15 protein-coding genes, 2 tRNA genes and 1 pseudogene are annotated in these 24511 nt (G+C 65.9%); 11 read left to right on the top strand and 7 right to left on the bottom strand.

The features are described from left to right. The first annotated feature begins 25 nt into the window (after nt 1–25). The 3 genes from G6N27_RS07945 (at nt 26) to G6N27_RS07935 (ending at nt 11245) form a co-directional block, all read left to right on the top strand. Entirely contained in the window at nt 26–9262 is a 9237-nt protein-coding gene (locus tag G6N27_RS07945) for a type I polyketide synthase (RefSeq protein WP_163775843.1), read from the top strand. A 158-nt stretch (nt 9263–9420) separates the two neighbouring features. Continuing rightward, entirely contained in the window at nt 9421–9813 is a 393-nt protein-coding gene (acpS, locus tag G6N27_RS07940) for a holo-ACP synthase AcpS (RefSeq protein WP_163775842.1), read from the top strand. Between the two features lie 106 nt (nt 9814–9919). Further along, nucleotides 9920–11245, top strand: coding sequence for a dipeptidase (locus tag G6N27_RS07935; RefSeq protein WP_163775841.1), 1326 nt, complete (start codon nt 9920–9922; stop codon nt 11243–11245). A gap of 35 nt (nt 11246–11280) precedes the next feature. On the opposite strand, the gene G6N27_RS07930 is transcribed toward G6N27_RS07935, so the two are convergent. Beyond that, complete coding sequence (locus tag G6N27_RS07930) at nt 11281–12072, bottom strand: bestrophin-like domain (protein ID WP_163775840.1); 792 nt, start codon at nt 12070–12072, stop codon at nt 11281–11283. A gap of 549 nt (nt 12073–12621) precedes the next feature. On the opposite strand from G6N27_RS07930, the gene G6N27_RS07925 reads away from it, so the two are divergent. Continuing rightward, on the top strand, nt 12622–13074 hold the full coding sequence (locus G6N27_RS07925) for a hypothetical protein (RefSeq protein ID WP_163775839.1): 453 nt from the start codon (nt 12622–12624) through the stop codon (nt 13072–13074). A gap of 115 nt (nt 13075–13189) precedes the next feature. On the opposite strand, the gene bcp is transcribed toward G6N27_RS07925, so the two are convergent. Continuing rightward, on the bottom strand, nt 13190–13663 hold the full coding sequence (bcp, locus tag G6N27_RS07920; protein WP_163775838.1) for a thioredoxin-dependent thiol peroxidase: 474 nt from the start codon (nt 13661–13663) through the stop codon (nt 13190–13192). Nucleotides 13664–13781: 118 nt separating this feature from the next. Between bcp and G6N27_RS07915 the strand changes: the two genes are divergently transcribed. After that, complete coding sequence (locus G6N27_RS07915; RefSeq protein WP_163775837.1) at nt 13782–14009, top strand: DUF3618 domain-containing protein; 228 nt, start codon at nt 13782–13784, stop codon at nt 14007–14009. 84 nt (nt 14010–14093) lie between these two features. Here the strand turns inward: G6N27_RS07915 and G6N27_RS07910 are convergent, their stop codons facing one another. Continuing rightward, nucleotides 14094–14786, bottom strand: a complete 693-nt coding sequence (locus tag G6N27_RS07910) for a hypothetical protein (RefSeq protein WP_163775836.1) — start codon at nt 14784–14786, stop codon at nt 14094–14096. 337 nt (nt 14787–15123) lie between these two features. On the opposite strand from G6N27_RS07910, the pseudogene G6N27_RS07905 reads away from it, so the two are divergent. Together G6N27_RS07905 and G6N27_RS07900 are read left to right on the top strand one after the other, a co-directional pair. After that, a pseudogene (locus G6N27_RS07905) lies at nt 15124–15303 on the top strand (sigma factor-like helix-turn-helix DNA-binding protein); the annotation flags it as partial. After that, complete coding sequence (locus G6N27_RS07900) at nt 15300–18062, top strand: AAA family ATPase (RefSeq protein WP_232064914.1); 2763 nt, start codon at nt 15300–15302, stop codon at nt 18060–18062. The pseudogene G6N27_RS07905 and the gene G6N27_RS07900, both read left to right, overlap by 4 nt. A 420-nt stretch (nt 18063–18482) precedes the next feature. Here the strand turns inward: G6N27_RS07900 and G6N27_RS07890 are convergent, their stop codons facing one another. After that, entirely contained in the window at nt 18483–19139 is a 657-nt protein-coding gene (locus G6N27_RS07890) for a TetR/AcrR family transcriptional regulator (protein ID WP_170308161.1), read from the bottom strand. Nucleotides 19140–19226: 87 nt separating this feature from the next. Between G6N27_RS07890 and G6N27_RS07885 the strand changes: the two genes are divergently transcribed. After that, nucleotides 19227–20735 carry an LVIVD repeat-containing protein gene (locus G6N27_RS07885; RefSeq protein WP_163775834.1) on the top strand — a complete coding sequence of 503 codons (1509 nt, stop codon included), beginning with the start codon at nt 19227–19229 and terminating at the stop codon, nt 20733–20735. A 56-nt stretch (nt 20736–20791) separates the two neighbouring features. Further along, a complete protein-coding gene (locus G6N27_RS07880) occupies nt 20792–21355 on the top strand; it encodes a DUF305 domain-containing protein (RefSeq protein ID WP_163775833.1) in 564 nt (187 codons plus the stop codon). A 290-nt stretch (nt 21356–21645) separates the two neighbouring features. Here G6N27_RS07880 and G6N27_RS07875 read toward each other — a convergent pair. Next, nucleotides 21646–21718: transfer RNA gene (locus G6N27_RS07875), tRNA-Lys, on the bottom strand. A 218-nt stretch (nt 21719–21936) separates the two neighbouring features. Between G6N27_RS07875 and G6N27_RS07870 the strand changes: the two genes are divergently transcribed. Together G6N27_RS07870 and G6N27_RS07865 are read left to right on the top strand one after the other, a co-directional pair. Beyond that, nucleotides 21937–23094, top strand: coding sequence for a L,D-transpeptidase (locus G6N27_RS07870; RefSeq protein ID WP_163781503.1), 1158 nt, complete (start codon nt 21937–21939; stop codon nt 23092–23094). 100 nt (nt 23095–23194) lie between these two features. Beyond that, the gene (locus G6N27_RS07865; RefSeq protein ID WP_163775832.1) at nt 23195–23344 is read left to right on the top strand and encodes a hypothetical protein; all 150 of its coding nucleotides are present in this window, start codon (nt 23195–23197) and stop codon (nt 23342–23344) included. A gap of 311 nt (nt 23345–23655) precedes the next feature. Here the strand turns inward: G6N27_RS07865 and G6N27_RS07860 are convergent. Beyond that, nucleotides 23656–23731 (bottom strand) — tRNA-His (locus G6N27_RS07860). 67 nt (nt 23732–23798) lie between these two features. Continuing rightward, complete coding sequence (orn, locus tag G6N27_RS07855; RefSeq protein WP_163775831.1) at nt 23799–24413, bottom strand: oligoribonuclease; 615 nt, start codon at nt 24411–24413, stop codon at nt 23799–23801. Nucleotides 24414–24511: the final 98 nt, after the last annotated feature.

Here is a 24511-nt window from a genome sequence, read left to right as displayed (position 1 = left end):
GATAAGCGCTTGAGGAGATGCACACGTGACGATCTACGAGCACCACCGGGTGTCTGCTGACAACGACGGGACGCCCGAGGCTCCCCACGGCACCCACGCGCTCGTCGATCGTCTGACCGCCGGTGAGGCGTACGCCGTCGCCTTCGGCGGCCAGGGCGGTGCGTGGCTGGAGACGCTGGAAGAGCTGGTGTCCTCGGCCGGCATCGAGTCCGAGCTGGCGACGCTGGTCGGCGAGGTCGACCTGCTGCTCGAGCCCGTCGCGAACGAGCTCGTCGTCGTGCGGCCGATCGGCTTCGAGCCGCTGCGCTGGGTGCGCGCGCTGGCCGCGGAGGATCCGGTTCCGTCCACCAAGCAGCTGACCTCGGCCGCGGTGTCGCTGCCCGGCGTCCTGCTGACGCAGATCGCCGCAATCCGCACCCTGTCGCGCCAGGGCATGGACTTGACCAAGACCCCGCCGGTGGCCGTCGTCGGGCACTCGCAGGGCATCTTGGCCGTCGAGGCGCTGAAAGCGGCGGGAGCGCGCGATATCGAGCTGCTGGCCATGGCGCAGCTGATCGGCGCGGCGGGCACGCTGGTGGCTCGTCGGCGCGGGATCTCGGTGCTCGGCGACCGCTCGCCGATGGTGTCGGTCACCAACGCCGACCCCGAGCGCATCTACCAGCTGCTCGAGGAGTTCGCCCAAGACGTCCGGACGGTGCTGCCGCCCGTGCTGTCGATCCGCAACGGCCGGCGCTCGGTCGTCATCACCGGCACCCCCGAGCAGCTGTCCCGCTTCGAGTTGTACTGCCAACAGATCTCGGAGAAGGAAGAAGCCGACCGCAAGAACAAGGTCCGCGGCGGCGACATCTTCGCGCCGGTCTTCGACGTGGTCCAGGTCGAGGTCGGCTTCCACACACCCAGGCTCGCCGACAGCATCGACATCGTCGGTGACTGGGCGCAGCAGGTCGGCATCGACGTCGCGCTGGCCCGCGCGATGGCCGAGGCCATCCTGGTTCAGCCGGTCGACTGGGTCGACGAGGTGATCCGGGTTCACGAGGCCGGCGCGCGCTGGATTCTCGACCTCGGACCCGGCGACATCCTGACCCGGTTGACCGCGCCGGTCATCCGCGGGCTCGGCGTCGGCATCGTGCCCGCGGCCACCCGCGGCGGTCAGCGCAACCTGTTCACCGTCGGCGCCGTCCCCGAGGTGGCCCGACCGTGGTCCAGCTACGCCCCGTCGGTGGTCAGCCTGCCCGACGGGCGGGTCAAATTGTCGACGAAGTTCACCCGCCTGACCGGACGGTCACCGATTCTGCTGGCGGGCATGACGCCGACGACGGTCGACGCCAAGATCGTCGCGGCCGCGGCCAACGCCGGGCACTGGGCCGAGCTGGCAGGCGGCGGGCAGGTCACCGAGCCGATCTTCGACGGTCGTATCAAGGAGCTCGCCGGGTTGCTCGAGCCCGGCCGCACCTACCAATTCAATTCGCTGTTCCTCGACCCGTACCTGTGGAAGCTGCAGGTCGGCGGAAAGCGGTTGGTGCAGAAAGCCCGCCAGTCCGGTGCGGCGATCGACGGCGTGGTCGTCAGCGCAGGCATACCCGAGCTGGAAGAGGCCGTCGAGCTGATCGAGGAGCTCAACGAGATCGGCATCGCCCACGTGGTGTTCAAGCCGGGCACCGTCGAGCAGATCCGTTCGGTGATCCGCATCGCCACCGAAGTGCCCACCAAGCCGGTCATCATGCACGTCGAGGGTGGTCGCGCCGGCGGTCACCACTCGTGGGAAGACCTGGACGATCTCCTGCTGGCCACCTATTCCGAACTGCGGTCGCGGCCTAACATCACCGTCTGCGTCGGCGGCGGTATCGGCACGCCCGAGCGGGCCGCCGAATACCTGTCCGGACGCTGGGCGCAGTCCTATGGCTTCCCGCTGATGCCGATCGACGGCATCCTGGTCGGCACCGCGGCGATGGCCACACTGGAGGCCACGACGTCGCCGTCGGTCAAGCAGATGCTGGTCGACATCCGGGGCACAGATCAGTGGGTCGGCGCCGGAAAAGCGCAGGGCGGCATGGCTTCCGGCCGTAGTCAGCTCGGCGCCGACATTCACGAGATCGACAACGCCGCCTCGCGCTGTGGCCGGCTGCTCGACGAGGTCGCCGGAGACGCCGAGGCCGTCGCCGCGCGCCGCGACGAGCTGATCGCCGCGATGGCCGGTACCGCGAAGCCGTACTTCGGCGACGTCGGCGAGATGACCTACCTGCAGTGGCTGCAGCGCTACGTCGAGCTGGCGATCGGGGAGGGCAACTCCACCGCCGACACCGCCGCGCCGGGCAGCCTCTGGCTGGCCGACACCTGGCGCGACCGGTTTCAGCAGATGCTGCAGCGCGCCGAGGCGCGGCTGGACCCGCTGGACTCGGGGCCGATCGACACCCTGTTCGACGATTCCGAATTGCTGGAGAACCCCGAACGGGCCATCGCGGCGCTACGTGCCCGCTACCCCGATGCCGAAACCGTGCAGCTGCATCCGGCGGACGTCCCCTTCTTCGTCACGCTGTGCAAGACGCTGGGTAAGCCGGTCAACTTCGTGCCGGTCATCGACAAGGATGTACGCCGTTGGTGGCGAAGCGATTCGCTGTGGCAGGCCCACGACGCCCGCTACGACGCCGAGCAGGTGTGCATCATCCCCGGCACCGCGGCGGTCGCCGGCATCACCCGGCTCGACGAGCCGGTCGGCGAATTGCTGGACCGCTTTGAGCAGGCCGCGGTCGACGAGGTGCTCTCGACCGGCGCGACACCGACCGCGGTCACCGCACGACGACAGCACCGCAGCGATGTGCGCGGGCCGCTGGCCACCGTGCTCGACGCGCCAGATGTGTTGTGGGCCGGCCGCGCCGCCACCAACCCGGTGCACCGCATCGCCGATCCCGCCGAATGGCAGGTGCATCACGGCGGTGACGAATCCCGCGAGCCGCGAGCCACGCACGGGTCCACCGGCGCGCGTCTGCAGACGGACGGCGACCACGTCGTGCTGAGTGTGCCGATCGCCGGCGTCTGGATCGACATCCGATTCAGCTTGCCCGCCAGCACGATTGACGGTGGGATGCCGGTGGTCCGCACCAAGGACGCGATCGAGGCGATGCGCTCGGTGCTTGCGATCGCCGCCGGAGCCGAGGGCCCGGAGACGTTGCCGCGGGTGCACAACGGGACCGCGACCGTGAACGTGCACTGGGACCCCGAGCGGGTCGCAGACCACACCGGCGTCACCGCCATCTTCGGCGAGCCGCTGGCGCCGACGCTGACCACCGTGCCCGACGCTCTCGTCGGCCGTTGCTGGCCGGCCGTCTTCGCGGCCATCGGTTCCGCGGTCACCGGCGAAGGCGTGCCCGTCGTGGAAGGCCTGCTGAGCCTGGTGCACTTGGACCACGCCGCTCACCTGATCGCCGCGCTGCCCAAGGTTCCGGCCGAATTGATCGTCACCGCAACGGCTTCGGTGGCCACCGACACCGAGGTCGGCCGCGTCGTCCCGATCTCGGTAACGGTCGCCGCGGCGGACCGGACCGTGCTCGCCACCATGGAGGAGCGGTTCGCGATTCGTGGTCGCACCGGCGCGGCCGAACTCACCGACCCGCCGCGGGCCGGCGGCGCGGTCTCGGAGAACGCCACCGACACCCCTCGACGTCGCCGACGTGACGTCACGTTGACCGCACCGGCCGACATGCGGCCGTTCGCCGTGGTGTCCGGCGACCACAACCCGATCCACACCGACCGGTCTGCCGCGTTGCTGGCCGGCCTGGAATCTCCAATCGTGCACGGGATGTGGCTGTCGGCCGCGGCGCAACACGTTGTCACCGCCACCGACGGCCAGGCCCGCCCGCCGGCCCGGCTGATCGGCTGGACGGCCCGCTTCCTGGGCATGGTTCAACCCGGAGACGAGGTGGACTTCCGGGTCGACCGGGTCGGAATCGATCAGGGCGCAGAGGTTTTGGAGGTAGCCGCGCGGATCGGTTCGGATCTGGTGATGTCGGCGACGGCGCGCCTTGCCGCGCCCAAGACGGTCTACGCGTTCCCGGGTCAGGGCATCCAGCACAAGGGCATGGGCATGGAGGTCCGGGCCCGTTCCAAGGCCGCCCGCAAAGTCTGGGACGACGCCGACAAGTACACCCGCGAAACGCTGGGCTTCTCGATTCTGCATGTGGTGCGGGACAACCCGACCACGCTGATCGCCAGCGGCGTGCACTACCAGCACCCCGAAGGCGTGCTGTACCTGACCCAGTTCACCCAGGTCGCGATGGCGACGGTGGCCAGCGCGCAGGTCGCCGAGATGCGCGAGCAGGGCGCGTTTGTGGAAGACGCCATCGCGTGCGGCCACTCCGTCGGCGAGTACACCGCGCTGGCCTGCGTGAGCGACATCTACGGCCTGGAAGCGTTGCTGGAGACGGTGTTCCAGCGCGGCTCCAACATGCACGACATCGTGCCGCGAGACGAGCTGGGCCGGTCCAACTACCGGCTGGCCGCGATCCGCCCGTCGCAGATCGACCTCGACGACGCCTTGGTGCCGGAGTTCGTCGACGAGATCTCGCGGCGCACCGGTGAGTTCCTGCAGATCGTGAACTTCAACCTGCGTGGCTCGCAGTACGCGATCGCCGGCACGGTACGGGGTCTCGAGGAGCTCGAGGCCGAGGTGGAGCGGCGTCGCGAAATCTCCGGCGGCAAGCGGTCGTTCATCCTGGTTCCGGGTATCGACGTGCCGTTCCACTCGGAGGTGCTGCGGGTCGGCGTCGCCGAGTTCCGCCGCTCGCTGGACCGGGTCATGCCGCGCAACAAAGACCCCAAGGTGATCATCGGGCGTTACATCCCGAACCTGGTCCCGCGGCCGTTCAGCCTGGAGCGTGACTTCATCCAGGAGATCCGCGATCTGGTGCCGGCCGAGCCGCTCGACGACATCCTGGAGAACTACGACACCTGGCTTGCCGAGCGGCCGTTCGACATGGCCCGCACGGTGTTCATCGAGCTGCTCGCCTGGCAGTTCGCCAGCCCGGTGCGCTGGATCGAAACCCAGGACCTGCTGTTCACCGAGGAGGCCGCGGGCGGTCTGGGTGTGGAGCGGTTCGTCGAGATCGGCGTGAAATCGGCGCCGACCGTCGCCGGCCTGGCCACCAACACCCTCAAACTGCCCGAATATGCCCACAGCACAGTCGAAGTGCTCAACGCCGAGCGCGACGCCGCCGTGCTGTTCGCCACCGACACCGACCCCGAGCCTGAGTTCGAGCTCGACGAGAACCCGGAGTCCGACGCTGCCGAGGCGGTCGTCAGTGCGGAGGCCGCGCCGGCCGCTCCGGCCCCCGCGACCGCTCCGTCAGGGGCCCCGAGGCCGGACGACATCACGTTCGACGCCGCCGACGCCACGCTGGCGCTGATCGCGCTGTCGGCCAAGATGCGGATCGACCAGATCGAGGAGCTGGACTCCATCGAGTCGATCACCGACGGCGCGTCATCGCGGCGAAACCAGTTGCTGGTCGACCTGGGTTCCGAGCTGAACCTGGGCGCCATCGACGGCGCCGCCGAGGCCGACCTGACCGGGCTCCGGGCGCAGGTCACCAAACTCGCGCGCACCTACAAGCCCTACGGCCCAGTGCTTTCCGACGCGATCAACGACCAGCTGCGCACCGTGCTCGGACCGTCGGGCAAGCGGCCCGCGGCGATCGCCGAGCGAGTGACGAAGACGTGGGAACTCGGCGAAGGCTGGGCCAAGCACGTCACCGTCGAGGTCGCGCTCGGCACCCGCGAGGGCACCAGCGTTCGTGGCGGTGCGATGGGCAACCTGCACGAGGGCGCCCTGGCTGACTCCGCCGCCGTCGACCGCGTCATCGACGCCGCGGTGGCGGCGGTGGCCGCCCGCCGCGGCGTGGCGGTGGCGCTGCCGTCCACCGGCGGCGGTGGCGGTGCGACCGTCGATGCGGCCGCGCTCGGTGAGTTCACCGAGCAGATCACCGGCCCAGACGGCGTGCTGGCTTCGGCGGCCCGCCTGGTCCTGGGCCAGCTCGGATTGGACAGCCCGGTCAGCGCGCCGCCGGCCGCCTCCGATGCCGAGCTGATCGACCTGGTCACAGCCGAACTCGGGTCGGACTGGCCCCGACTGGTCGCCCCGGTGTTCGACGGCAAGAAGGCCGTGCTGTTCGACGACCGCTGGGCCAGTGCCCGCGAAGACCTGGTCAAGCTCTGGCTGGTCGACGAAGACGAGGCCAACGCCGACTGGGCGCGACTGTCCGAGCGGTTCGAGGGTGCCGGCCACGTGGTGGCGACCCAGGCGACCTGGTGGCAGGGCCGAGCCTTGGCTGCCGGCAAGCAGATTCACGCGTCGCTGTACGGCCGGATCGCTGCCGGCGCGGAGAACCCGGACAACGGCCGGTTCAGCCACGAGGTCGCGGTGGTGACGGGTGCGTCGAAGGGTTCGATCGCCGCATCGGTGGTAGGTCGACTGCTCGACGGTGGTGCCACCGTCATCGCGACGACGTCCAAGCTCGACGACCAACGACTGGCCTTCTACCGCAACCTGTACCGCGACCACGCCCGCTTCGGTGCGTCGCTCTGGGTGGTGGCGGCCAACATGGCGTCCTACTCCGACATCGACGCGCTCGCCGAGTGGGTCGGCAGCGAGCAGAACGAAAGCCTTGGGCCGCAATCGATTCACATCAAGGACGCGCAAACTCCCACGCTGCTGTTCCCGTTCGCGGCGCCGCGGGTGGTCGGCGACCTGTCCGAGGCCGGTTCACGCTCGGAGATGGAAATGAAGGTGTTGCTCTGGGCGGTGCAGCGGCTGATCGGCGGCCTGTCCCGGATCGGCGCCGAACGCGACATCGCGTCACGGCTGCACGTGGTGCTGCCCGGCTCACCCAACCGCGGAATGTTCGGCGGCGACGGCGCATACGGTGAAGCCAAGTCGGCGCTGGACGCGGTCGTGACCCGCTGGAGTGCCGAGTCGTCGTGGGCGCAGCGCGTCAGCCTGGCCCACGCTTTGATCGGCTGGACCCGCGGCACCGGGCTGATGGGCCACAACGACGCGATCGTCAGCGCCGTCGAAGAAGCCGGTGTGACAACGTATTCCACCGACGAGATGGCCGAGATGCTGCTCGGGCTCTGCGGCATCGAATCGAAGGCCGCCGCGGCCATCGCGCCGATCAAGGTGGACTTCACCGGCGGCCTCGGCGACGTCCAGCTCGACATGGCCGAGTTGGCCGCCAAGGCCCGTGAGGAGATCTCCTCCGAGTCCGCGGTCGACGAGGACGGCCCGGCCGAGGGGACGATCGCCGCGTTGCCGTCGCCGCCGCGTGGTTTCACCCCGGCCCCGCCGCCGGTGTGGACTGACCTCGACGTGGACCCGTCCGAGTTGGTGGTCATCGTCGGCGGTGCCGAACTCGGCCCCTACGGTTCGTCGCGGACCCGCTTCGAGATGGAGGTCGACAACGAACTGTCGGCGGCCGGTGTGCTCGAGCTGGCCTGGACCACCGGGCTGATCAAGTGGGAGGACGACCCCCAACCCGGTTGGTACGACGTCGAATCCGGCGATCTGGTCGACGAGGCCGAGCTGGTCGAGCGCTACCACGACGTTGTCGTCGAACGCGTCGGCATCCGTGAGTTCGTCGACGACGGTGCGATCGACCCCGACCACGCTTCGCCGTTGCTGGTGAGCGTGTTCCTGGACAAGGACTTCACGTTCGTCGTCTCCTCGGAGGCCGAAGCCCGCGCGTTCGTGGAGTCCGACCCCGAGCACACCGTGGTGCGGCCGGTCCCCGATTCCGGCGACTGGCAGGTAACCCGCAAGGCGGGCACCGAGATTCGCGTGCCGCGCAAGACCAAGCTGTCGCGGACCGTCGGCGCCCAGATTCCGACCGGGTTCGACCCGCAGGTCTACGGCATCAGCCCGGACATGGCCAACTCGATCGACCGGGTGGCGCTGTGGAACATCGTCGCGACCGTAGACGCCTTCCTGTCGTCGGGTTTCACGCCGACCGAGGTGATGCGTTACGTGCATCCGAGCCTGGTGGCCAGCACGCAGGGCACCGGCATGGGCGGCATGACGTCGATGCAGACGATGTATCACGGCAACCTGCTCGGCCGGAACAAGCCCAACGACATCCTGCAGGAAGTTCTGCCGAATGTCGTTGCCGCACACGTGATCCAGAGCTATGTCGGTAGCTACGGCGCGATGATCCACCCCGTCGGCGCGTGCGCCACGGCGGCGGTGTCGGTCGAGGAGGGCGTCGACAAGATCCGTCTCGGCAAGGCCGAGTTGGTGGTGACGGGCGGCTTCGACGACCTGACGCTGGAGGCCATCATCGGCTTCGGCGACATGGCCGCGACGGCCGACACCTCGATGATGCGCGGCAGGGGCATCAGCGACGCGAAGTTCTCCCGGCCCAACGACCGCCGCCGGCTCGGCTTCCTGGAAGCTCAGGGCGGTGGGACGATCCTGCTGGCCCGTGGGGATCTCGCGGTCAAGATGGGTCTGCCGGTGCTCGCCGTGGTGGGCTACGCGCAGTCCTTCGCCGATGGCGTGCACACGTCGATCCCGGCTCCGGGGTTGGGTGCGTTGGGCGCCGGGCGCGGGGGCAAGGACTCGCCGCTGGCCCGGTCGCTGGCCAAGCTGGGTGTCGGCGCCGACGACATCGCGGTGATCTCCAAGCACGACACCTCGACGTTGGCCAACGACCCCAACGAGACCGAACTGCATGAGCGGCTGGCAGATTCGCTCGGCAGGTCGGACGGCGCGCCGCTGTTCGTCGTCTCGCAAAAGAGCCTCACCGGGCACGCCAAGGGCGGCGCTGCGGTCTTCCAGATGATGGGGTTGTGCCAGATCCTGCGCGACGGCGTGATCCCGCCCAACCGCAGCCTGGACTGCGTCGACGACGAACTCGCCGGCTCGGCGCACTTCGTCTGGGTCCGTGACACGCTGCGGCTCGGCGCGAAGTTCCCGCTCAAGGCGGGGCTGGTGACCAGCCTCGGGTTCGGCCACGTGTCCGGGCTGGTCGCGCTGGTGCACCCGCAGGCCTTCCTGGCCACGCTGGACGACGAGCAGCGCGCCGAATACCTGCGGCGGGCAGACGCCCGCCTGCTGGCCGGACAACGGCGACTGGCCTCGGCGATCGCCGGGGGTCGGCCGATGTACGAGCGGCCGGCGGACCGTCGTTTCGACCACGAGGTGTCCGAGAAGCGCCAGGAGGCGGCGATGTTGCTCGACGCGGATGCACGGTTGGGCGACGACGACTTGTACCGCGTTTGACCACCCCCGGTGAGCGTCGGCTAGGTTCTTAGCCAATATGAGCCGCGCCGATGACGATGGTCCCGGCGAAGCCGGGATCGAGGAGTGGCGCCTTTGAGCCGTGTCGGCGACCCGGCTGTGCGCCGCATGAGCGGCGCCAGTGAGGAGGAGCGACACCCATGAGCATCGTCGGAGTGGGGATAGACCTTGTCTCCATCGCTGAGTTCGCCGAACAGGTCGACCAGCCCGGAACGGTTTTCGCCGAGACGTTCACGCCCGGTGAGCGGCGCGACGCCTCGGACAAGAGTTCCTCGGCGGCGCGCCACTTGGCTGCGCGGTGGGCGGCCAAGGAGGCGGTGATCAAGGCCTGGTCGGGGTCGCGGTTCTCCCAGCGGCCGGTGTTGCGCGAAGACATCCATCGCGATATCGAGGTGATCACCGACATGTGGGGTCGGCCGAAGGTCCGCCTGACCGGCGATATCGCCCAGCATCTCAAGGACGTGACGATCCACGTGTCGTTGACGCACGAAGCCGACACCGCCGCCGCGGTGGCCATACTCGAGCTGCCGTAGTTATTCGGCGGGTGCCATCGAGATCGACGTTGGCGCGCTCGCTTCTCGACTTTTTCCGCGCTGGCGTCGATCTCGACGCCGCGGAGTACCGCTAGCCTGGACGACCATGAGCGATCTGGTCGAACGCGTGCGCCAGGTGTTGCCGTCGGTGCGCGACGATCTGGAAAACCTGGTGCGCATCCAGTCGGTGTGGGCCGACCCGGCGCGTCGCGACCAAGTACACCGCAGCGCCCAAGCCACTGCGGACCTGTTGTCGCAGGCTGGTTTTGACGACATTCAGATCGTCAGCGAGGGTGGTGCGCCTGCCGTCATCGCGCGGCATCCCGCGCCGCCCGGTGCGCCGACCGTGTTGCTGTACGCCCACCACGATGTGCAACCTGAGGGCGACCCCAGCCAGTGGGCATCGCCGCCGTTCGAGCCGACCGAGCGCAACGGCCGACTCTACGGTCGTGGCAGCGCCGACGATAAAGCCGGTATCGCAACACATTTAGCGGCTTTTAGAGCCCACGGCGGCCGGCCTCCAGTGGGCGTGACGGTCTTCGTCGAAGGCGAAGAGGAGTCCGGCTCGCCGTCGCTGGGACGATTGCTCGCCGCCCAGCGTGACGCGCTGGCGGCCGACGTGATCGTGATCGCCGACTCGGACAACTGGAGCACCGAGATTCCGGCGCTGACGGTCTCGCTGCGCGGGCTGGCCGACTGCGTCGTCGAAGTGGCGACCCTGGACCACGGGCTGCATTCCGGGCTGTGGGGCGGCGTGGTGCCCGATGCGTTGATGGTGCTGACGCGCCTGCTGGCCAGCCTGCACGACGACGACGGCAACGTGGCGGTGGCCGGCCTGCACGAAAGCACCGCTGCGGCAGTCGATTACCCGACCGAGCGAGTGCAGGCCGAATCAGGCGTGCTCGACGGCGTCGCCGAAATCGGCTCCGGCTCGGTGCCCCAGCGGATGTGGGCCAAGCCGGCGATCACGGTGATCGGCATCGACACCACGTCGATTGCGGCGTCGTCGAACACGCTGATCCCGCGTGCTCGGGCGAAGGTCAGTATGCGGGTGGCGCCGGGTGGTGACGCCGCAGCACACTTGAAGGCGTTGTCTGAGCACCTGGAGCAGCACGCGCCGTGGGGTGCGCGCGTGACGGTGACCCCGGGAGACGTCGGTCAGCCGTATGCCATCGACGTCACCGGTCCGGTTTATGACGCTGCGCGGGCGGCGTTCCGGCAGGCGTGGGGCGCCGAGCCCGTCGAGATGGGCATGGGCGGCTCGATCCCGTTCATCGCCGAGTTCGCCGCGGCGTTCCCGAATGCGGCGATCCTGGTCACCGGCGTGGAAGATCCCGCGACCCAGGCGCACAGCGTCAACGAAAGCCTGGACCTGGGCGTGCTGGAACGAGCCGCAACTGCTGAAGCACTGCTGCTCGCCAACCTCGCTTAGACCGACAAGTCGCGCCGCACGTGCCGAAGAGCGGTTTATGGGACGGGTCGGGACAGTACCGCGACCACTTCTTGCAACGGGTCCGAAGTTGTTGATACCGCACCGACATAGGGGTGTGACAGTTCAACGACGAGGAAGAGATTGGTGGCGACGATGACGGCGACGATCGCCACCATCGGATAGTGCATCGCGGGTTTTTCGACCCCGTACACGATCACGGTGCCGATGACCAGACTGCTCGTCACGAAGATGACCACCCAGAACGGCCAGGGGAGTCCGGCGTCCTCACGCGCAGTGAGTAGTCGCACGGTGCGTGCTTGGCTGATCTTGTCGAGGTTGGAAAACGACGTTGCAAGCAGCGTCTTCTGGGTGTCCGTCCCCGCGACTACGCCGTCGTAGGCCTGATATACGCGGGCCAGGGCGGTGTCGGCATCTGGTGATCTACTATTCCCGGCGTGCGGCCATTCCGCGATGGCGGCATGTTCATACCCCAGCAGACTCTGCCGGATGCGGTCCTTATCTGGCGTATCGAAAACGACTGCGTCTCTGGCCATCTGCGCCGCTGCTGCACCCTCGGCGCGTGCGTTACCGTCTGCGGCGTTGTTCTGACCCCACATGGAGGAGACCACGAATCCGATGAAGAAGGCATAGACGAACCCGATGAAGCCGTAGGTGAACTTGGTGACGTCGTTGTGCGCGTCACCCTTCAGGACCGGAAACCGCCGACGCACGTACCTCTGAAGCAGCACCGCTCCGCCCGCAATGAGCACGATCAGGCCTGTGAGCAGCACCCACGCCGGGGTGTAGTTCACAATCCACCAACTCATCAGCGGCACTCCCAAGCGGCTCGACGGCGAAGCGGACGTGCTGTTCGACTGTAGGGCCGGCTATTCTCCATCGAAGCGTGAATGATCGGAGTCTGAATAATCCCGCGGTGAGGACGTCGGGCCTCTTGGGCCTGACCCCCGGAACCCAGACGCGCCGCCGTGCGGGCTGCGCTTGACCTCGTGCTCTGGGAGCTGAAATTTCCGAGGTCAAGAAACCTCATTTTTGTGGCGATATTGATGCTGACAGCAGGTCGACGTGCTTACGGTTTTCCGCATGTCGGAGCAGGTACGCAGCCAGCCACCAGACCACGAGCCTGAGGCCCAGCGAGCAGCCGATGAGGCACCAGCGGACCATTCAGCTGACGATTCACAAGCTGAAGCAGGTGGAGCCGAGCCGGAAACGCGCAAACCAAGCAGCGAACAGCGGGGCAGGTCGGAAAGTCGCTTCTCAGTTCTCACCGCATTGATCAGCGCCGCAGCTGCACTCATTGGCGCAATCGTGGGCGGTGTCGGGTCATACAAGCAGCGCAATCGCAGGCGAACGCTCAATTGCGTGTCGCGCAAAATAACAATGCGGCTGCGGCTGATCAGGCACTGATCATTCGAAGACAGACAGCGTATTCAGATTTTTTGAGAGCGGAGAAAGACCTAGAAGATGCCGCGTTCCGATTTGGGAGTGCCGTTTACGTTTTTAAACCACCCAATATTGACCCGATACAAGCAGCTTTCGACCGGTGGGATGATGTCAAAACTAAGTGGGAGCATGCTGTCGGCGCGGTCGAACTTGTAGATTCACCCGACGTCCGACATTCACTTGAGGCAATAGAGAAAGAAATAGACGGGCTGCGTTCAAAACTAGAAATGCTCTATACGCCAGCTAGATACGAGTTGGCGGCGACCGATATGGATGCACTCAGGCAATTCAGTGAACAACGTGAGGGCATGAGCAAGCTTGACTCTGCGTTTTTAGCCGCTGCAAAGCGTGATATTTCGGGAAGTTAATGGCGAGTGCCGCAACTGCAAGAACGCTCCAGGCAAAAGCGCAAACCCGACCGGGAGGCGGAACCTCAGAGGCAGTGGCGTCACGCCAACGGACCGGCTCGGTCGACGACCTAGGCTAGACCGACAAGTCGCGCCGCAACTTCGCGACGTGGCCGGTGGCCTTGACGTTGTATTGCGCCTCGGCGATCTTGCCCTTCTCGTCGATGACGAACGTCGAGCGGATCACGCCCTGAACGGTCTTGCCGTACATCTTTTTCTCGCCGTAGGCGCCGTATGCCGTCAGCACCTTGCGTTCTGGGTCGGACAGCAGCGGAAACGTCAGCTTCTCCGCGTCGCGGAACTTGGCCAGCTTCTCCGGCTTGTCGGGAGAAATACCGACGACTGCCAGGCCGGCGCCGTTGAGTTCGCTCAGGCTGTCGCGAAAGTCGCAGGCCTGTTTTGTGCAGCCAGGGGTCGAGGCAGCGGGGTAGAAGTACACGATCACACGTCGGCCCTTGTAGTCGGCCAGCGAGACCTTCTTCCCGTCGGCGTCCGGCAGGGTGAAGGCGGGCGCGTTGTCACCCGGTTCGAGGCGTGCGGTGTCGGTCACGAGGGTGCCTTTCTGTTCACCGGCAGATGGGATGAGCGCCGGCTGATCTAGGGTAGGTCGGCAGGCACCAACCTAGACCGCGCCTGGTCTTGGTTCGCCGACGACAGGGAGGACAAGCGTGGCGGAGCGGGATCCTGACACCATCAAGCAGGAGATCGACCGGGCCCGCGACCAGCTCGCGTCGACCGTCGACTCGCTGGCTGAGCGCGCCAATCCGCGCCGACTCGCCGACGACGCCAAGGCCCGTGTGATCGGGTTCGTCAAGAAGCCCGCGGTAGTGATTTCGCTGGCCGGGATCGCCGCGATTGCCGCCACTCTGGCGGTTCGCCGAATTCGCAACAGGTAAGTTAACACCGCCGTCGACCGGTTGCCGTGCTCGTCATTTCAGCCCGACGCGTGCGATGAGGCGAGCGGGCGCGCACCCACTCGCTTACTCCTTCGATTCGGCTTGTGGTCCGCGAATCGATTTGCCGAGCGTGACCACAAGATAATTACCATCGACGGTAGTTGCCGGGCACTGAAAGAGAATCTGGCCGCCACATTCCGCAGCTTCAAAGGAAGTTCCCGAAGGAAGATCGGCAGGCAAGGTGACTGGTACATAACTACCGATGATGTATTTCTGGCCTTCGTATTCGATACACGACTTCAGGGTGAGGATTGCTCGCGGCTTCAACGTCGTGACCTTGTCGGTCAGCTCGAGTTGTACCGAGAAGCCCTCGTGCTCAGCGAGGCGATCCCCGAGGCGGTGGTCCTGTTGAATGAGCGCAGCGAGGTCGACTCCCGCCAGCTCCTCCGAGGGCTTCTTGCCCTGGAATCGCGTGAGAGCGTTGTTGCCCTTCAGGTGGCTATCGTGGGGGAATTCTTTGATGAAGGCGGGGAATGGGAGCGCCTCGAACGCGCGCTCCCAAAACTCAGCGGACAGCTCCTTGCGTGACACGACCATCCAAGGAATTCGTCGTTGTATCGATTCCGAGCTCAGGATGAACGAAATGACAGCGCCGGCGAGTAAGAGCCACCCGGCAACCCGAACCAGGCCTTGTTGAAAAACCAGCCCTGTGCCGAGTGACAGTAGAACGACCCCGAGCCCGAGCGGCCCGCCATTGGCTCTGAGCCACCGCGTCACGCGCCTGATGATAATTTGCCCATGCCTCGAGCGCGAGCGGTCGACAGCGAGTGCCGCACCCCCGGTGGCTTCCCGGCGCGTGGCCGGATTCGACCGCAGAAACGGCCAATTTAGGCGACTGGCGCGCCCTATCCTTGGCATCTGGATAACTCCGGGGGACTGGAAGCGGCGGAGGGTCGGATGTGCACCACCTGCCACTCCCTGATTGCACGGGTACCGGTCCAGCCGTCGACCATCGGCTGGCGCTGGCGTTGAACCAAAGCGGCGCCGCATTCGTGCTATCTCCGGAAGGCTGGTAATGGAGAACCCGGAAACCAACCGGACACGGGTAGCTGCCGCGTTTGCACAGCTGTCTGCCGAGGATCGCGCATTTGTTCGACGCGCGTACTATTACGGCTGGACAACCGCACAAATCGGTGCAGACCTGGGCATCGCCGAAGGGACCGTAAAATCGCGGTTGCATCACGCGCTGCGAGCACTGCAACAGACACTGTTGGAAATGGGAGTGGCACCATGACCGCTTTTCCGGGGCAGGGAACGCCCGTCCCCGGGTTGCGCGGACACGACGGCGACAAGTATGCGCAGTGGGACGCAGCCTATGTGCTGGGGTCACTGTCCGAGATGGACAGGCGCGAGTTCGACGCGCACCTCGAAGGGTGCCAGGCGTGTCGAGATGCGGTAACCGAGCTTTCCGACTTACCTGCCTTGCTGTCGCTGCTCGAGCTCGATGAGGTCATTGACGAAAATGATCCGATAGCAGTTCGGCCGCCACGGCCGCAGCCGGATCTAGTCGGTCGGCAGCGGGAAATATCCACCATTGCAAGCTTGCTGGAGCATGCACTTGATGGCCACGGCGCCGTGGTCGGCGTGGTCGGCTCGCCGGGTATCGGCAAAAGCCGTCTCGTGCGCGAAGTTTCGGCGATGGCGGATGCCCATGGCGTCGACGTCTTCGCCACCTTCTGCGAATCGCACACCAGCCAGGTCCCCTTCCATGCCGTGTCGCGCCTCTTGCGCGCCGTCACCGGCGTCCAGAGCCTCGACCCACCCGCCGCCCGGGCGCAAATCCGGGCCCAATCCCCCGACGCGGAGCCCGAGGACTTGCTGCTCTTCGACGATCTGCTGGGCATCGCCGATCCCGACGTGGAACTGCCCAAGATCGATCCTGACGCGCGCCGGCGGCGGTTGACCACGCTGGTCAATGCAGCCTCACTGGCCCGCCAGACTCCGGCGGTTTTCGTCGTCGAGGACACCCATTGGATCGACGAGGTCAGCGAGTCCCTGTTGGCCGATTTCTTTGCGGTCATGTCGCGGACACCCTCGCTGGTGCTGATCACCTACCGACCCGAATATCGCGGCGCGTTGACCCGAGTGACAGGTACTCGCACTGTTTCCCTTGCGCCGCTGAGTGATTCAGAAACCACGGGCCTGGTCTCGGAACTTCTCGGCCCGGATCCCTCGAATAGCGCCTTGGGTCAGCGGATCGCCGTGCGGGCCGCCGGCAATCCGTTCTTCGCCGAGGAGATCGTGCGTGAATTGGCCGGGCGTGGCGTGCTGCGCGGCGAGCCGGGTGCATACCTCTCGGCGGCAGGGGTAGGCGAGGTGAGCGTGCCGGTCACGCTGCAGGCCACCATCGCTGCTCGCATCGACCGACTCGACCCACTGGCAAAGCGCACGCTGAACGCAGCGGCGGTGCTCGGTGCGAGGTTCGACCTGGATCTGCTGGCCGCGGTGGGCGTTGAACCGGTTGTCGACGAGCTGCTGGCCGCGCGGCTCGTCGATCAGGTCCGCTTCACCCGGGATTACGTGTTCCACCACCCGTCGATCCGCACGGTGGCTTACGAATCCCAGCTCGAATCGGATCGCGCCGAGCTGCATCGGCGCGTTGCGGCCGCCATCGAATCACGTAACCCGGGAGCGGGCGACGAAAACGCCGTCCTGATCGCCGAGCATCTGGAGGCAGCCGGCGATGGGCACGCCGCTTACGGCTGGCAAGTGCGGGCCGCAACCTGGGCGACCAACCGCGACATCGCCGCGGCATGGCGCAGTTGGGAGCGTGCCCGGGTTATCGCCGACGCCCTGCCCGCCGATGACCCAGACCGGGCACCCATGCGCATTGCTCCTCGCACCATGTTGTGCGGGATCGCCTGGCGGGTGAATGAGCATGCGACAGGCGCCCGCTTCGAGGAATTGCGGGAGTTGTGCGCGGCGGCCGGGGACAAGCCGTCACTGGCCATCGCCATGGCGGGGCAGGTGATGGATCACCTGCATCAGGCCCGGCTGCACGAGGCTTCGCAGCTGGCATCGGAATCGATGGCCCTCATCGAGTCCCTCGAGGATCCGAACTTGACGGTGGGCCTGTCCCTTGCGTCGATCTACGCCAGAGCTAAGTGCGCCGAGTGGCCCGACGCGCTGCGGTGGTCGCAGATGGTGATCGACCTGGCCGACGGTGATCCGTCAAAGGGCAACTTCATCATCGGCTCTCCCTTGGCGCTCGCCTTGACGACGCGGGCGACGGCCAGCTATTGCCTGGGACTTCCAGGATGGCGCGACGACCTGCGGCGCGGCCTCGCCATGGCCCGCAGGACCGACCCGATGTCCTACGCCACCGTCGTCACATACGCATACTCCGCGGCAATACCGCCGGGCATGCTGAGGCCCGACCATCGCGCGATGGGGGAGATCGAGGATGCCCTGCGCATTGCCGAACAATCCGGTGACGATGTCGCGGTCGCCATCTCCCGGATGACGCTGGGCATTGCGTTGGTGCACCGCCGGACGAACGCGGAGCGCGAGCGGGGACGGCAGGTTCTGGCGGAGGTCGGTGACGTGTTCTCGCGCCGCGGGTTCTTCCTGGCCGAGTTGCCGATCGTCGAGGTCTGCCTGGCGCGCGAGATGGCTGACCGTGGCGATCGCGATGGCGCCATACCGCCCCTGCGCGCGGCCGCGGACGGCCAATTCCGCGACGGACGGCTGCTGGGGTGGAGCATTCCGGCCACCGGCGTCCTGGTCGAAACATTGCTCGATCGGGGAGCCGACGGTGATTTCGCCGAAGCCGAGGCCGCGATCGAGAGGTTGGCGAACGCCGCGATCGAGCGGTCAGCGGAGGCCGACGGCGGTTTCGCGGTGCGCGAGATCTGGCTGCTGCGGTTGCGGGCTCTCCTGGCGCGGGCTTACGGCGACGCCGCAAACTACGCGCACTTCCGGGATCGCTACCGCAACATGGCGACAACGCTGGGCTTCGAAGGACATGTCGATTGGGCCGAGGCAATGCCGTGACCGCCGTCGTGGTGGTGCACCGTCAGGGTTTCGAACCCCGGACCCGCTGATTAAGAGAAGCTGGATACGCCGTAGGGAGCTCCGGCCAGGCGACAAAAGTTCCCACGTCAAGACACCTTAGGGGTTTTCAAGTATTCGGGCCTTAAGCTAAAACTGCTGGTCAAACGCACTTGCAGCAATGGCTTAATACATGGCTCAATGGGGTCAGCGGGTCTTGGCTTAATCGTTAGCCTAGTGTCAGTGGATCTTTGCCCGCGCCTACAACTTTGTACGGTTTTTCATACGCCAGCGTGGCATCCTTCAACGGTGGGGCAATGGGTTTACCTGACCGTCGAGGGTGCGTACCCACCATGCGGCGAGACCTTCGGGATCAGTGGTGTCGAAGGTGATGTTCTCTGTCTTGAGTGCCATGACCCGCCGCTAATCCAGGCGTGTGACAGGACCTTGCATCAGAGCGACGATGCCGTCGATCAAACCGTGCGCGGCCGCGGGCCAGTGCGGCCACGGTGACGGATTTCCCTCGGCGAGCACACGTTCGAATTCAGCGCAGGTGTAGATCAGCATCGTGCGCATCATGACGCTGCGTTCGGCAAGCTCCTGCTCGGGCACCTCCGGCAGTGCGCGGCCGATCTCTTCGACGACGTGGTGCAGACTCGCTGATTCGAAGCTGTTCTTGATGATGATCCGCCGATAGGTGGGATCGGTCAGCACCTGAGCGGCGAACCGCGCATACCAACTCGGTGTGCCGATGGCGCTCAAGTGGTCGGTCAGCGGCAGCACCAGGCACGCCACCCAGTCCCGCAACCCGGGCGAGGAGCCCATGTCGGAGATGGTTCGGGTGCGCAGCGATTCGATGTGGTCGCCGTGCTTGTCTTCGATGGCGCGAACGAGGTCCGTCGTGGTGCCGAAGTGGTAGCCGATCGCGGCGCCGTTGCCTTGCCGTGCTGCGGCGACGATCTGCCGGTGCGAGACCGCCGCGATCCCATGTTCGGCGAAGAGCTTCTCTGCTGCGGTGAGGATTGTCGCCCGGGTGTTGTCGCCTCGCGGGGATCGACGGCTGCGGGTCTCGACGCTCACCAGGCAAAGTCAACATTGCCTCTTGTACTAAGTCAAACGTATTACTTAAGGTGGGTGTGACCTCGATCGCATCGAAGGAGTCGACGAATGCGGACCGCAGCCCTATGCGTGGTTGCGATACTCGTCGCTGTGAGCGGCGGAATCTCCGTGGCTGAGCCGCCGCCAGGCTTCGATCCTCGCTTCGACGTGTGGCGGACCTCGGCGCCTGCAGCATCCTGCCGGCCCGCCGACCGGGTGGAGACCGGCCTGCAGGGTGAAGTGACGCTAGAGGATCGTGCTTCCGGGCGTAGCACTCAGGGCTATGCGTGCAACATCGACCTTGTCGGCCAATACCAAGGCAAGGGCGCGAACTTCATCAGCGCGTCCTATAAGAACTGCACCTATGTCGGGGCAACCTGGCCCCATACCGACGGGGTGGCGGTCGTCGACGCATCCGACCCCAGCCGTCCGCAACTGACCGACAACCTCACCGAACCCGCAATGGTCGGCGGCACCTGGGAATCGTTGAAAGTCAACGAAGCCCGGGGATTGCTGGCAGCCACGGGTGTCCCGTTCTACACCGGGTTCGGGTACTTCTCGATCTATGACATCTCTCAGGATTGTGCCCATCCTCGGTTGCTGAACTTCGGGCGTGGTTCGCTGCCGGGGATGCGGATCGGAATGCTCACCCACGAGGGCGCATTCTCTCCGGACGGGAACACCTATTGGTCATCCGGCTCGATGTGGGTCACCGCGCTCGATGTCAGCGACCCCACCGACCCGCACACGGTGTGGAGCGCACCTGCGGGACTGGGCACCCATGGCATGGGCTTCACCCCGGACGGCGACACCATGTACATGTCCACACTGGCCGGGGTGAACATCCTGGACACCTCCGCGATCCAGGACCGTGCCCAGCCGGGTTTCACGATGCACCAGCTGCTGCCGTTGCGCGGAGACAAGCACTGGGCCGATGGGCAGTTCACCCAGCACAGCATCTACGTCACCTACCGCGGGGTTCCGCACATCTTCACCGTCGATGAGTCCGGTTCGGGAGGCGTCAAACTTTTCGATGCCTTCGACCCCGCGAACCTGTTGCTGCGCAACGACATCAAGCTGGCGATCAATCTGCCTGCGCACCAGGACCGGTGGATGTCCAGCGCCATCAACGATGGCTTCTTCGGCTACGACCCGCACTACTGCAGCGTCGATCGTCAAGACGATCCCCTTGCGCTTGCCTGTGGTTGGCAGCAGTCGGGGATCCGGGTTTTCGACGTGCGCGATCCGGAGCACATCCGCGAGATCGCCTATTACAACCCGCCCGCGCAGACCGGTAAGCAGGCCGAGCTCACCAACTCGGTGCACGCCGTCTTCGGCAAGCTGATGGCCGCTCCGCTCAGCGGCACCCTGGCGGTTTCGCGCGCCATCCTGGCGGGTGACGTGCGACCCGACGGGTCCATCACCGCGGCCAGGAACAGCCAGCACGTCGGCAACGACATGACCGCCGACTGGTGCATGTCCCCGCCGGAGTTCCGCGGCAACATGCTCGTCGTCACCTGCTCGGACAACGGACTCATGGCACTCGTCCTCGACCCACGGGTCTACCCGCCACGATGACGCCAGCCTGGCAGCCGATCGCGGCCCGGATCGTCCAACTCCTCGCAGCAGCGATCGTGGGCGCGGTCGCGGTCGTTGTCTTCGCACGGGGGCCGGTAACGCCGCTGACGGCCACCGATATCGGCTTCGCACAAGACATGTCGGCCCACCATCAGCAGGCGATCACCATGTCCGACATGGTCGCCAGGGATGCAGCCCCCGAGGTGCGCGCGCTGGCCGATCAGATCAGACTCACCCAACTCCGCGAGATCGGACAGATGACGGGGTGGCTTCAACTGGCCGGTGCACCCGTCGTCTCGCCGCTCCCCATGGCGTGGATGACGGCTGACACCGGTCACCACATGGGTGGTGGCGGCATCAAGATGGCTGGCCTAGCGTCACCGGCAGACCTCACCCTCCTACAACGGGCCACAGGCCGCGACAACGAAGTCCTGTTCCTGCAACTCATGACGCGTCACCACCAAGGCGGCATCGAGATGGCGGCCTACGTCACGCAACACAGCTCCACCGGCAGCGTGCACCAGACCGCGGTGGCCATGATCGATGAACAGAGCCAGGAAGTGATCTTCATGGCGTTCCTCCTCAAGCAACGCGGCAGCGCCCCGATGGCCTACCCGTAAGAGCGCCTGCAGCGCAAGCAAATAGGCGGCGATGGCCAACGCCAAGGATCAACCAGCCTGTTGGCCTCACCGTTGAGCACTTCACCGCGTTGCGTGAATTCGGGCATGTTTGGCTGGCCCGAATTCAGGTTGTCGGCGATCTGACCGGGACCGACGGGGAGCGTGAGCCGGTGGGTATGCGAGCACTGCGGGGCCGAAACGCCGAATAACCAGGGTGGATATGCCGAGATGGCTTAAAACCCAGCGATGCAACTGGCTTAATTTGGCCTAAAACCCCTGGTCAAACCGAGTGCGCCGTCAGGGTTTCGAACCCCGGACCCGCTGATTAAGAGTCAGCTGCTCTACCAACTGAGCTAACGGCGCGTGCATCCTGCTGGACTGCGTTTGCGACAATAACAGCCATCCCATCGGGGGACGAAATCGTGATTCGTGAGATCGGTCGCTGGTCACTATTGGCAGTCGTCTACGCCTTAGACTACTCCCCAGTAACACAGCATTACGGGCCGTGAGGGGAAGCAACTCAGGTGGCAGGTCGGGTGTTAACGCGTCGGTGGGCAGGCCGGGTGTGGTTGGCCACACTAATGGTCCCGCTCGCCGTTTTCGGCCTGGGCGCTTGCAGCAGCGGCGGCAGCAACCCGGCGCCGAAGGCCATCATGGACAAGGCCACGCCATTCAACGACCTGCTCGTGCCGAAGCTCACCACGTCGGTGACCGACGGCGCCGTCGGCGTCGCGGTAGACAGCCCGGTGACGGTCAGCGCCGACAACGGGGTGCTGGCCTCCGTCGAGATGGTCAACGCAAACGGCGGGACCGTGGAAGGCCAGCTCAGCCGCGACGGCGTGCACTGGTCGACCACCGAGAAGCTCGGCTACAACCGGCTCTACACGCTGACCGCCAAAGCCCGTGGGCTCGGTGGCGTAGCCACCCGTCAGCTGACCTTCCAGACCCACTCTCCGCACAACCTGACCATGCCGTACGCAGCGCCGCGCGACGGTGAGGTGGTTGGCGTCGGCGAGCCGGTCGCGATTCAGTTCGACGAGAACATCGCCAATCGCGAGGCCGCCGAGAAGGCCATCGTGGTGACCGCCGATCCGCCCGTCGAGGGCGCGTTCTACTGGCTGAACAATCGCGAAGTGCGCTGGCGCCCGGAGCATTTCTGGAAGCCGGGCACCAACGTCAACGTCGCGGTAAACACCTACGGCGTCGACCTGGGTGACGGAGTCTTCGGCGAGGACAACGCACGCACCCACTTCACCATCGGCGACGAAGTCATCGCGACCGCCGACGACAACACCAAGATGGTGACCGTGCGGGTCAACGGCGAGGTGGTCAAGACCATGCCGACATCGATGGGCAAGGACAGCACTCCCACCGCCAGCGGCACCTACATCCTCGGTGTGCGGTTCGCGCACATGATCATGGACTCGTCGACCTACGGCGTTCCGGTGAACTCGCCCAACGGATATCGCACCGAAGTCGATTTCGCCACGCAGATGTCCTACAGCGGTGTGTTCGTGCATTCGGCACCGTGGTCGGTGGGCGCGCAGGGCCACACCAACACCAGCCACGGCTGTCTGAATGTGAGTCCCAGCAACGCGCAATGGTTCTTCGAACACACCAAGCGCGGTGACATCGTCGAGGTGCTCAACACCATCGGGCCGCCGTTGTCGGGCACCGAAGGACTGGGGGACTGGAACATTCCCTGGGATCAGTGGCGCGCCGGCAACGCCAAGACGTAACCCGCTGATCAGGTTCTTGATACCTGTTGTTCCGCAACGAAATTCGCCACGCCGAGTATTCATGAGGTCTGGAATGCCCGCGCGCTCTTAACCTGATGGCGTGAGCGAAACCCTCAGTCGCACCGTCCGCGACCTCCTCTGGCGCGTGGTCGGTATCGCCGCCGTTGCCGTCGGCTACGCCGCGGAAGCGGGTTTCGAATTGGAGATGCGCAGAGTGGCCGCACGCTCAGGGGCCGCTCAACTCTCCTGACGCTGGGGGAATTCACCGCGAGGGGAAGGACCGGGGCAGCTACCAGGGCTTGAGTTTCTTTACCTGAGAAGACTGTCGCACGAGGGAGCACACCACCGGCCCTTCCGACCGCCAAGCTTACGCCCGGGACCTGAGCTTCCGTCTGAGGCGGTAGAAAGTCTGACGCGGCAGTCAATTCAGATTTCCGGAAGTTGGCTCAAGAACGCTTGAGGCACAGTGCCTTCATGACCGCTTGTTGCGTGGCCCGCTCGATGAACCGGAATTCAAACACCGCCCCACCCGCAATAACGCAGGTGGGGCGGTGTTTCCGTTGGGGTGAGTGACGGGACTCGAACCCGCGACATTCAGGATCACAACCTGACGCTCTACCAACTGAACTACACCCACCGTGGCCGCCTCGTGAGAAGCGGCGACGTCGATCTTAGCGGCTCGGGTCCCCGGCAGCCGAATCGATTTACTCCGCGTCGGCTGACGGAACCCCGAGTTCGTCGGCGACCGTCGCAATTTCGCTGGTCGTAGGGCCTGGTGGCGCCACGAATGCGGTGCGCCGGTAGTACTGCAGTTCGCGGATGGACTCCTGAATGTCGGCCAGCGCCCGATGCGCCAGGCCTTTGGCCGGCTGGCCGTAGTAGATGCGCGGATACCAACGACGGCACAACTCTTTGATGGAGCTCACATCGACCATTCGGTAGTGCAGGAACGAGTCCAGAGTGGGCATGTCGCGGGCGATGAAACCGCGGTCGGTGGCGATCGAGTTGCCCGCCAGCGGTGCCGTTTTCGCTTGCTTGACGTGTTGGCGGATGTAGTCGAGCACCGCCGCCTCGGCTGTTGCCAGATCCACCGTGGACGCGCGGACCTCCTCGATGAGGCCGGAGCTGGTGTGCATATCGGTGACCACCGCGGCCATCGACGACAACGCGGCGTCCTCGGCGTGAATCACCACGTCGACGCCGTCGCCGAGAACGTTGAGCTCGGCATCGGTCACCAGGACGGCGATCTCGATCAACTTGTCCGCGCTCAGATCCAGCCCGGTCATCTCGCAGTCGATCCACACCAGTTGGTCCCGCACAGCGTTCACAGTAGGCAAAGTTAGCTGGCGGGCCGCAGCCACCCCGGCTGAGCGCGTCAGCAACCAGTAAGGTCGAGCGTGATCGAGACCACGACTTT

Origin of the sequence: Mycobacterium cookii (assembly GCF_010727945.1) — a bacterium.
GTDB lineage: Bacteria > Actinomycetota > Actinomycetes > Mycobacteriales > Mycobacteriaceae > Mycobacterium > Mycobacterium cookii.
This window is presented reverse-complemented; position numbering and strand designations above follow the sequence as displayed.

Bases quoted from the DNA above. Each gene is read 5' to 3' on its own strand.
- acpS (WP_163775842.1), top strand. From the start codon at position 9,421: ATGAGCATCGTCGGAGTGGGGATAGACCTTGTCTCCATCGCTGAGTTC.
- G6N27_RS07930 (WP_163775840.1), bottom strand. From the start codon at position 12,072: ATGAGTTGGTGGATTGTGAACTACACCCCGGCGTGGGTGCTGCTCACA.
- G6N27_RS07870 (WP_163781503.1), top strand. From the start codon at position 21,937: ATGGTCCCGCTCGCCGTTTTCGGCCTGGGCGCTTGCAGCAGCGGCGGC.
- G6N27_RS07885 (WP_163775834.1), top strand. From the start codon at position 19,227: ATGCGGACCGCAGCCCTATGCGTGGTTGCGATACTCGTCGCTGTGAGC.
- G6N27_RS07900 (WP_232064914.1), top strand. From the start codon at position 15,300: ATGACCGCTTTTCCGGGGCAGGGAACGCCCGTCCCCGGGTTGCGCGGA.
- G6N27_RS07935 (WP_163775841.1), top strand. From the start codon at position 9,920: ATGAGCGATCTGGTCGAACGCGTGCGCCAGGTGTTGCCGTCGGTGCGC.